General features: G+C 74.7%; 4 protein-coding genes. 3 read left to right on the top strand and 1 reads right to left on the bottom strand.

All coding sequences use genetic code 11. From position 1 onward, the window contains the following. Positions 1-849: 849 nt before the first annotated feature. The 3 genes from ACYQ77_RS36435 to ACYQ77_RS36425 are packed head-to-tail and all read left to right on the top strand — an operon-like array spanning position 850 to position 9,943. Entirely contained in the window at positions 850-5,232 is a 4,383-nt protein-coding gene (locus tag ACYQ77_RS36435) for an amino acid adenylation domain-containing protein (protein ID WP_459720001.1), read from the top strand. Continuing rightward, positions 5,229-6,008, top strand: a complete 780-nt coding sequence (locus tag ACYQ77_RS36430; protein WP_459719998.1) for a thioesterase II family protein — start codon at positions 5,229-5,231, stop codon at positions 6,006-6,008. Before ACYQ77_RS36435 ends, ACYQ77_RS36430 begins: the two co-directional genes overlap by 4 nt. Further along, complete coding sequence (locus ACYQ77_RS36425) at positions 6,005-9,943, top strand: amino acid adenylation domain-containing protein (RefSeq protein WP_459719995.1); 3,939 nt, start codon at positions 6,005-6,007, stop codon at positions 9,941-9,943. The genes ACYQ77_RS36430 and ACYQ77_RS36425 overlap by 4 nt, the downstream gene beginning before the upstream one ends. On the opposite strand, the gene ACYQ77_RS36420 is transcribed toward ACYQ77_RS36425, so the two are convergent. Next, positions 9,857-10,573, bottom strand: a complete 717-nt coding sequence (locus ACYQ77_RS36420) for a LuxR C-terminal-related transcriptional regulator (RefSeq protein ID WP_459719992.1) — start codon at positions 10,571-10,573, stop codon at positions 9,857-9,859. The genes ACYQ77_RS36425 and ACYQ77_RS36420 overlap by 87 nt on opposite strands. Positions 10,574-10,723: the final 150 nt, after the last annotated feature.

Below are 10,723 nucleotides of genomic sequence, written 5' to 3'. Positions count from 1 at the left end.
GGGGCTGCGTCTCCTGCTGAGGCCGCGCCGCCTTCGGCGGCTGCGCTGGCTGCCGAGGGTGGCCTGCCCGTTGTCGGGGATGCGCGGCCTTCGGCGGCTGCTGCGCCGCCTTCGGTGGTCGCCGTGTCGCTTGCCGAGGGTGGGCTGCCTGCTGGTGGGGCTGCGCCGCCTTCGGCAGCCGCGCAGGCTGCCGAGGTTGCCCTGCCTGCTGGTGGGGCCGCGCCGCCTTCGGCGGCGGTTGCGCCTCCTGCCGAGACTGGCTTGCCTGCTGGCGGGGCTGCGTCTCCTGCTGAGGCCGCGCCGCCTTCGGCGGCTGCGCTGGCTGCCGAGGGTGGCCTGCCCGTTGTCGGGGATGCGCGGCCTTCGGCGGCTGCTGCGCCGCCTTCGGTGGTCGCCGCGTCGCATGCCGAGGGTGGGCTGCCTGCTGGTGGGGCTGCGCCGCCTGCGGCGGCTGCTGAGCGTGGCCTGCCCGTTGCGGGGGATGCGCGGCCTTCGGCGGCTGCTGTGCCGCTTGCCGAGGGTGGGCTGCCTGCTGGCGGGGCTGCGCCGCCCTCGGGGACTGGTGTGCCATCTGCTGAGGGTGGCGTGCCCCTTGCCGAGGATGCGCCGCCTGCGGCTGCTCACGCTGGGCTGTCTCCTGATGAGGCCGCGCCGCCTTCGGCGTTGTCCGTTGAGAGTGGGCTGTCTGGTGCCGAAGCTGCACCGCCTTCGGTGGTCGCCGGATCGCCTGTCGCGGCGTCGGCTGTCGAGGGTGGGCTGGGCGAACCTGCGCGGAGTGCCACCGATGCCGGGCAGCCCGTCATCGATGACGCGCCGCCCGCTACCGAGAACCGGTACGAGCCATTCCCCTTGCTGCCGATCCAGCGGGCGTACTGGGTCGGCCAGAGCATGGCGCTCGGCGGCGTGCCTGCCCGGCACTACCTCGAGTACGAGACCGACGCCGACATCGACCGGCTCGAAGCCGCCTGGAACCGGCTTGTGCGGCGGCATGAGATGTTGCGTGCCGTCGTCGACCCGGATGGGCGGCAGCGGATCCTGCCCGAGGTGCCGTACTACGCGGTCGAGCGCACGGAGATCAGCAGCGACGCGCAACTGGCCGACCTGCGGGCGCGGCTCACCGACCCCGGCCGGAGCACCGCCGAGTGGCCCCTCTTCGACGTGCACGCCACCCGGCACCCCGACGGCACCACCCGGCTCCACCTCGCCGTCGACATGGTTGCCTGCGACGGCCGCAGCTTCGCGATCCTCTCCGACGAGTGGCAGCTGCTCCACCGCGAACCGCACGCCGTCCTGCCGCCGCTCGGGTTGTCCTTCCGGGATGTCGTCCTCGACCACCTGGCCGCCGACCGGTCCGCCGCCGACGAGTACTGGCGGCCGCGGCTTCCCGAGCTGCCGCCGCCACCGCAACTTCCGCTGGCGCGCGATCCCGAGGCGCTCGGCCGGCCCACCTTCACGCGGCGCAGTGCGCGGCTGGACCGTGACCGGTGGCAGCGGTTGCTCGCCGCCACCGCGGCGGCCGGGATCAGCCCCTCCGCGGTGCTGCTCGCCGCCTACGCCGAGGTGCTCGGCACGTGGAGCGCGAGTCCCGAGTTCTGCGTCAACGTCACCACCTTCACGCTGCGCACGGTCCACCCGGCCGCCGACTCGATCGTCGGGGACTTCACCTCCAACGTGCCCGTCGCCGTCGACGCGGCCAGTGCGCCGACGCTCCGCGACCGGGCGAAGGCGGTGCAGCGCAGGCTGTGGAGCGACGTGCAGCACGTCGGCCGCAGCGGTGTCGAGCTGGTCGCCGAGGCCGGCGCGCTGCGCGGCGACGACGCGTTCCGGCTCGGCGTGCCCTACGTCTTCACCAGCCTCCTCGCCGGTGACGAACCCGCGCGCGGCACCGTGCCGTTCGGCTGGTTCGGCACCCGCGTGCACAGCGTCGCGCAGACCCCGCAGGTGCTGGTCGACCTGCAGGTCATGGCCGACCGGGGTGAGCTGGTGCTCGACGTCGACACGATCGACGAGATGTTCCCGCCCGGCCTCACCGACGTCCTCGTCGACGCGCTCACCGGGCTCGTCCGCGAGCTGGCCGACGACGCGGCCGCATGGGACCGGCCGCCCCTGTCGCTCATCCCGGCCGACCAGCTGACCGCGCGGCGGGACGCCAACCGGACCGACGCGCCGGTGCCCGGCGGCGGGCTGCACGAGCCGTTCGTCCGCCGCGCGCGGACCGAACCCGGCCGGGTCGCGGTGCGGACGTCCGCACGCACCCTCACCTACGGCGAACTCGACCACGCCAGTGAGCACGTCGCCGACCGGCTCGTCGAGACCGGTGTCCGGCGCGGCGACCTCGTGGCCGTGCGCATGCGCAAGGGCTGGGAGCAGGTCGTCGCCGTGCTCGGGGTGCTCAAGGCGGGCGCCGCCTACGTGCCCGTCGACCCCGACCTCCCCGAGGCGCGCAGGCAGCACCTGCTGACCCGCACCCGCGCCACCGCCGTGCTCACCGAGTCCGATGTGGACGGCACCGCCGAACTCCGCGAACGGCCGGGACCGGCCGGGGACGACGTCGCGTACGTGATCTTCACGTCCGGGTCCACCGGCGAACCCAAGGGCGTGGTGGTCCACCACCGCGCTGCGCTCAACACCGTCACCGACATCAACACCCGCTTCGCCGTCGGCCCCGGGGACACCGTGCTCGGGTTGTCGTCGCTCAGCTTCGACCTGTCGGTGTACGACGTGTTCGGGGTCCTCGCCGCCGGCGCCACCCTCGTCCTCCCGGATGCCGACCGCGCCCACGACCCCGAGCACTGGGCCGACCTCGTCACCGCGCACGGCGTGACCATGTGGAACAGCGTGCCCGCGCTCTACGGCATGTACGTCGACCACCTCGCCCGCGCCGGGCTGCCCGCGCCCGGGCTGCGGGACGTGCTGCTGTCCGGCGACTGGATCCCGCTGACGCTGCCGGAACGTTCCCGGGCCGTCGCGCCGGACACCGCGCTCACCAGCCTCGGCGGCGCCACCGAGGCCGCGATCTGGTCGATCAGCCACCCCATCGGGGAACTCGACCCGTCGTGGCCGAGCATCCCGTACGGCAGGCCGCTCACCAACCAGCGCTTCCACGTCGTCAACGCCGCAGGCGCGCACTGCCCCGACTGGGTACCGGGGGAGCTGCGGATCGCCGGGGTCGGCGTCGCGCTCGGCTACCACGACGACGAGGAGCGGACGCGGGCGTCGTTCCCCGTCGACCGGCGCACCGGCGAACGCCAGTACCGCACCGGCGACCTCGGCCGGTACCGGCCCGACGGCACCATCGAGTTCCTCGGCCGCGCCGACTCACAGGTCAAGGTGCAGGGCCACCGCATCGAGCTGGGCGAGATCGAGGCCGCGCTCGCCGCGCTGCCCGGGGTCACCGACGCGGCCGTGGTGGTGCTCGGCGCCCGCGACGCGAACCGCACCCTCGCCGCGCACGTCGTCGCCGACGGGCTCACCGCACGCGACGTGCGGGCGCACCTCGCCGCCCGGCTGCCCGCGTACATGGTGCCTCCGACGACCACGTTCTGGCCCGCGCTTCCCCTGACCGGCAACGGAAAGGTCGACCGGGCGCGGCTCGTCGCCGCCGGCGCGGGCGAACGGCAGGAGCCCGACGCCGGCACCCACGCCGAGCCGACGACCGCGGTCGAACAGGCGCTCGCCGCGATCTGGTGCGACGTGCTCGGCCGCGACCGGATCGGCGTGCACGACCGGTTCTTCGAGCTGGGCGGCGACTCCGTGCTGAGCATCCAGGTCGTGTCCCGTGCCGCCCGCGCGGGCATCCGCGTCACGCCGCGCGACCTGTTCGAGCACCAGACCGTGGCCGAGCTCGCCGCGGCCGCGCGGCTCGACGGCCCGGCGGCGGCCCGGCAACAGCTCGAGGGTTCGGTGCCGCTCCTGCCGATCCAGCGCTGGCTGCTCGACCTCGACCTCGCCGAGCCCGCGCACTTCGCCCAGGCGCTGCTGCTCGAACCCGTCGACGGACCACTCGACGCCGACCGGCTCACCGCCGCCCTCGCGGCCGCCTTCGACCGGCACGACGTGTTCCGCCTGCGGTTCCGCCGCACCGCGGTCGCGTGGACCCAGTACTACGCCGACGAGATCGCCGCGGTGGTCGAACGGCTGCACGTGCCCGACGGCGGCGCGTGGCGGGACCACCTGCCCGCCACCACGGCGCTGGACCTGACCGACGGGCCGCTCGCCCGTGCCGTCGTGTTCGTCGTCGGTGGCCGCGCGGCCGCGCTGCTCGTCACCGCGCACCACCTGGTGGTCGACGGCGTGTCGTGGCAGGTGCTGCTCGACGACGTGGCCGCCGCCTACGCCGGGGCGTCGCTGCCGCCCGTCGAGACCGGGTTCGGCGCCTACGCCAACGCGCTCGCCGACCACGCCGACGGTCCCGACCTCGCCGGGCAGGCCGCCGCGTGGGCGGAACGCCTCGCGGACGTCACGCCTGCGGCGCCCGCCGGACCGGAACGCCAGGCGGTCACCGTCGCCCGGACCCTGGACGAGGCCACCACCGCCGACCTGGTCACCAGGGCGGGCAGCGCCTACCGGACCGGGGTCGACGAACTGCTGCTCACCGCGCTCGCCAGGACCATCCGCATGCCCGACGGCGGGCCGCTGCGGGTCGACGTGGAGGGACACGGCCGCGCGGTGCCCGGCCTGCCGGACGTCTCCGGCACCGTCGGCTGGTTCACCACGATCACGCCGGTCGCGCTCGCCGTCGACCCGCACCTCGACCCCGGCGACGCGATCGTCGCGGTCAAGGAGACCGTGCGCGGCCTGCCCGGCGGCGCCGAGGTGCTGCACGCCGACTGGCCGCGCGCCGACATCGTGCTCAACTACCTCGGCAGGCTCGACGGCCTCGGCGGCGGTCTGCTGCGCATCGCCGACGGCATGGCGGGCCGGACGAGCGCGCCCGGCAACCGGCGCCCCTGGGCACTGGAGATCGACTGCCGCGTCCTCGACGGCCGCTTCCACATCGCCTGGACGTACGACGGCGACCGGTACGCCCACGAGGCCGCCGAGGCCGCCGTGGACCGGTTCGTCGTCGAACTCACCGGCCTCGTCCGGCACTGCGTCACCCCCGGCGCCGGTCGCTACACGCCGTCGGACTTCCCGCTCGCCGCGCTCACCGACGAGGCCCTCACCACCGTGCTGGACCAGTTCCGCCGCGCGAACGCCCGCGCGCGCCAGGACGAGGAGATGCGATCGTGACCACCACCAGCCAGGGCTGGCTCCGCCCCGGACCGGGCACCGCGCCGCCGGGACGGCCCACCAGGCCGAGGGTCGTCTGCCTCGCCTACGCGGGCCGCGGCGCGTCCGTGTTCGCCGACTGGCCCGCGCTGCTCGCGGGCACCGCCGACGTGCTCGCCGTGCAGCTGCCCGCCCGCGAGGAACGCCGCGGTGACACCCCCGTCACCGACACCCAAACACTGCGCGCGGAACTGCTCCCCGAGCTGCTGCCGTGGTTCGACGGCCCGACCGTCCTGTTCGGACACTGCATGGGCGCGTTGCTGGCCGCCGACCTCGCCGTCGCCATGCGTGCCGGGCACGGGGTGGAACCGGCCGCGCTGGTGCTGTCGGGCGCGGCGCCGCCGTGGCAGCAGGAGTCGTTGGGAGACCTGGAAAGCCTCACCGACGGGGAGTTCGTGCGCGGGCTGCGCAAGGCGGGTGCGCTCACCGCGCGCCAGATCGCCGAGCCGGCCGTGCTCGCGCTGATGCTGCCCGCGATCCGCGCCGACTACCTGCTGTTCGAGTCCACCCGCAGGGCCTTCGCCCGTCCGGCGGCCCCGCCGCTGGACTGCCCGGTCAGCCTGTACGCCGGGGACGCCGACGCCGCCATCGACCCCGAGCAGGTCCGCGACTGGGGCGCGCTCACCACGCGGGACGCGCCGCTGCGGATCTTCCCCGGTGACCACTTCTTCCTGGAGTCCGCCGCGGCCGACGTCGCCGCGGCGGTCGCCGAGCAGGTGCGGCAGGTGCGCCCGTGACGGACATCGCGGACATCTACCCGCTCAGCCCCACCCAGCGCGGGCTGCTGTTCCACACGATCGCCGAACCCGGCACCGGCGCCTACGTCGAGCAGGTGCGGCTCGTGCTGCGCGGGCCGCTGGGGGTCGGCGACCTGCGTGCCGCCTGGGCGACCGTCCTCGACCGGCACGCCGCGCTGCGCACCGGGTTCGTGTGGGCGGACGTCGACGACCCCGTGCAGGTCGTCGCCACCACGCCGCACCCGCCGCGCTGGCACCTCGCCGACTGGCGCGACCGCACGGAAGCGGAACAGCGGGCCGACCTCGACGCCTACCTCGCGCGCGACCGGGCCGCCGGGTTCGACCTGACCGTGCCGCCGCTCGTGCGGTTCGCGCTGTTCCGCGTCGCCGACGACGAGCACGTGCTCACGTGGACCGCGCACCACCTCGTCGTCGACGGCTGGAGCTTCGCCGTCGTGCTCCGCGAGGTCCTCGACACCTACCGCGGCACGCCGCTGCCGCCCGCCGGGTCGTTCCGCGACCACGTGGCGCTGCTCGCCAAGCGCGACTTCGCCGACGCCGAGAAGTACTGGCGCGACGTGCTCGCCGGGTGGTCGGAGCCGACCGCGTTGCGGGTGCCGCGGCCGGACGGGCAGTTCGCGCCCGCCGACGCGTTCGGCGAGCTGCGGACCGAGCTGTCCGCGGAGCACACCGCCCGCCTGCACGCGTTCGCCCGCGCCCAGCACGTCACCGCCAACACCGTCCTGCAGGGCGCGTGGGCGGCGCTGCTGTCGGTGTACGGCGGGGACCGGGACGTCGTCTTCGGCGCCGCGGTCGCGGGCAGGCCCGCCGACCTCGACGGCGCGGCCGGGATCGTCGGCCCGTTCCTGAACACCCTGCCGGTGCGGGTCCTGACCGGCGGCGACCTGCCGGTCGGGGAGTGGCTGCGGCTGCTGCAGGACGACCAGGCGACGGCACGGCAGTACGAGAACACCCCGCTCGCCCGCATCCAGGCGTGCGCGGACACCCCGCCCGGCACGCCGCTGTTCGAGACGTTGATGGGCTTCGAGAACTACCCCGTCGACAGCGACCTGTTCGGCGGCGACGGGGAACTCGCGGTGTCGTTCGCGGGCAGCTGGTCCTGCTCGCACTACCCGCTGACGCTGCTGGTCGAACCGGGGGAGAGGCTCGGCCTGCACGCCATGTTCGACCGGCGCAGGCTCACCGAGCCTGCCGTCGCGGGCATGCTCGACGGGCTCGCCAGGATCCTCGACGCCATGGCCGCCGACCCCGCGCGGCCGGTGTCGACGTTGACGCCCGGCGGCGCACCCGCCTGGCCCGCGGAACCGTTGACGGTGCCGGCGACCACGCTCGTCGCGTTGTTCGACGAGCAGGTCACCCGCACCCCGGACGCCGTCGCCGTGGTCGACGGCGACCGCGAGCTGACCTACGCCGAACTGGCGGACCGGGCAGGCCGGGTCGCGGCACGCCTCGGCCCGCGGCCCGGTGAGGTGCTCGGCGTGTACGCGGACCGGTCGGCCGAACTGGTCGTCGGCGTGCTGGCGGCCCTGCGCACCGGCGCCGCGTACCTGCCGCTGGACCCGGTGAACCCGCCCGACCGCGTCGCCGCGCTGGTCGCCGACGCCGGGGCGATCGCCGTGCTCGCGACCGAGGACGTCGGCTTCGGCGTGCCCGTCGTGCCGTTGACCCCGTCGGACGAGCCGTACGCACGGTTCGAGTGCCCGGCCGGACCGGACGACCTCGCGTACGTCATGTACACGTCCGGGTCCACCGGCAGGCCCAAGGGCGTCGAGGTCCGGCACCGCCAGGTCGTGTCGCTGTTCGCCGCCACCCAGCCGTGGGCCCGGTTCGACCACACCGACACCTGGACCCTGTTCCACAGCTTCGCGTTCGACTTCTCCGTGTGGGAGCTGTTCGGCGCGCTCCTGCACGGCGGCACCCTCGTGGTCGTGCCGCAGGAGCTGACCCGCGCACCCGGCCGGTTCGCCGAGCTCCTCGAACGGCACGGCGTCACCGTCCTCAACCAGACGCCGTCGGCGTTCCGGCAGCTGTGCCACGCCGTCGCGGACCGCGGCGGGCTCGCGCACCGGCTGCGGCTGGTGGTGTTCGGCGGCGAGGCGCTCGACCCGTCGGCGCTGCGGGACTGGTTCGGCCGGTTCGGCGACGAGAATCCCCGGCTGGTCAACATGTACGGCATCACCGAGACCACCGTGCACGTCACCTGGCACGTGTGCCGTCAGTCCGATGTGGACTCAGGGGTCAGCCCGATCGGGCGGCCGCTCGCGGGCACCACCGTGCACCTGCTCGACGTGCACGGCAACCCGGTGCCCGACGGCGTCGCGGGGGAGATGGTCGTCAGCGGACCCGGTGTCGCGCGTGGCTACCGCGACCGGCCGGAGCTGACCGCCGAACGGTTCGTGCCCGCCCCCGTCACCGGCGCGCCCGCCTACCGCTCCGGCGACCTCGCCCGCCGCGCACCCGACGGCACGCTGCACTTCGTCGGCCGCGCCGACGACCAGGTGAAGGTGCGCGGGTTCCGCGTCGAGCCCGGCGAGATCGAGGCCGTGGTCGCCGCGCACCCCGCGGTGCGGGACGCGGCCGTGGTGCTGCGCGAGGACGGCAGGCTCGCCGCGTACGTCGTGCCCGGCGAACGGCACGCACCCGCACCGGCCCGCGTCGCCGGGCTGACCGCGACCACGCCCGACGGCGCGGAGGTGCTCGACCTGCCCGACGGCACCACGGTGTTCGCGCTCAACCGGTCCGAGACCGACTTCATGGCCGGGGAGATCTTCGCCGACGAGACCTACCTGCGGGGCGGCGTCGTGCTGCCCGACCACGCGGTGATCGTCGACGTCGGCGCGAACGTCGGCCTGTTCGCCGTGTGGGCGGCCGGGTTGTGCGCGTCGCCGACCATCCACTCCGTCGAGCCGATGCCGCCGGCGGTCGCGGTGCTGCGGCACAACCGCGCGCTCCACGCCGTCGCGGGCGAGGTCGTGCCCGTCGCGCTCGGCGCGGAAGAGACCACCGCGACGTTCGCCTACTACCCGTACGCGTCCGTGCTGTCCGGCCGCCACCCCGACCAGTCCGACGAGCGCCGGGTCGTGAAGTCGTTCCTGGTCGAGCAGGTGCGGGCGCAGGGCGTCGAGCTCGACGAGGACGTGCTCGACGAGCTGCTCGCCGAACGGCTGCGCACCGTGCCGTACGAGTGCCGGGTCCGCAGGCTCTCCGACGTGCTCGCCGACCTCGGCGCCGACCGGATCGACCTGCTGAAGATCGACGTGGAGAAGAGCGAGCAGGAGGTGCTCGCCGGGATCGACGACGCCGACTTCGCACGCATCGCGCAGATCGTCGTCGAGGTGCACGACCGGGACGGCAGCCTCGCCGCGGTGACCGCCCTGCTCACCGGGCACGGGTACCGGGTCGAGGTGCTGCGCGACCCGCAGCTCGCCACCACCGGCCTGTACAACGTGCACGCCACCCGCCCCGGCCTGGTGGCGGGGACGCGGCCCGCGTTGTGGCGGGGGACCGCCGCGTTCCTGGCCGCGCTGCGCGAGCACGCGACCAGTGCGCTGCCGGAGTTCATGGTGCCCGCCACGTGGACCGTCCTCGACGCGATCCCCCTGACCGCCAGCGGCAAGCGGGACCGGCGGGCGCTGCCCGCACCGGACGCGGGCCGCCCGGTCGCGGCGGGGGAGTACGTGGCGCCGAGGACGCCGGCCGAGCAGCGGATCGCGGAGATGTGGCAGGACCTGCTGGGGCTGGACCGCGTCGGCGTCACCGACAACTTCTTCGCCGTCGGCGGCCACTCGCTGCTGGTGACGAGGCTGGTGACGCGGATGCGCGCGGAGCTAGGCGTGCAGCTGCCGCTGCAGGTCGTGTTCGACGCGCCGACTGTGGCGGACATGGCGGACGCGGTCGAGCGAGGCAGGGGCTGACGGGGGCGGGGGCACCGACGGCACGAGGCCGTGCTGGAACGCCCACGCGATGGCCTGCGCGCGGCTGCGCAGCCCGAGCTTGCCGAGCAGGTGGTGGACGTGCGAGCGGACCGTCGTCTCCGTGACCGACAGCAGCTCCGCGATCTCGGCGCTGCTGTGCCCGCTCGCGAGCAGGCCAAGGACCTGGCGCTCGCGCCTGCTCAGGTCGTCGTGACCGGACGGGGGCCTGCTCTCCGGGATCCGCACCGGGCCCGCCACCGCGTCGAACATCGCCTCCGCGCCGCACGGGCACAGCACCGCGCCACCCGCCGCGACCGTGCGGACGGCGTGCCGCAGCTCCTCGGCCGACGAGTCCAGGCTCAGGAACGCCCGCGCGCCCGCGCGCATCGCGGCACGCACCGTGCCCTGTTCGTGGTCCTGGCTGAGCACGACGATCCGCGGGCCCTGTGCCGTGCCGCGTGCCGTGCGGACGTCGTCGAACTCGACCGGCCGCGCCGCGTCGTGCAGGCCGAGCACGATCACGTCCGTGTCCGGGTCCTTGGCGTGCCGGGCCAATAATCGTCGTGACCCGCCCGCACCGACCACGGTGATCCCGGGCTCGCCCGCCATCGCGCTGCGCAGCCCGATCAACGCCAGGTTGTACGGGTGGTAGAGAAAGATCCGGATCGGATCAGTGTGGTCCCCCCACAAAGCCAGCTGCCCCCTTGCCCAGTGTTCCCTGTCACTGATGGTACTTGGAGCAGCCCGATCGTGTCAGAGATCCACCAACTGATTCGCTCG

It is taken from the genome of Actinophytocola sp. KF-1 (genome assembly GCF_054661535.1).
The sequence above is the reverse complement of the archived record's forward strand: the minus strand, read 5'-3'. Positions and strand labels throughout refer to the sequence as shown.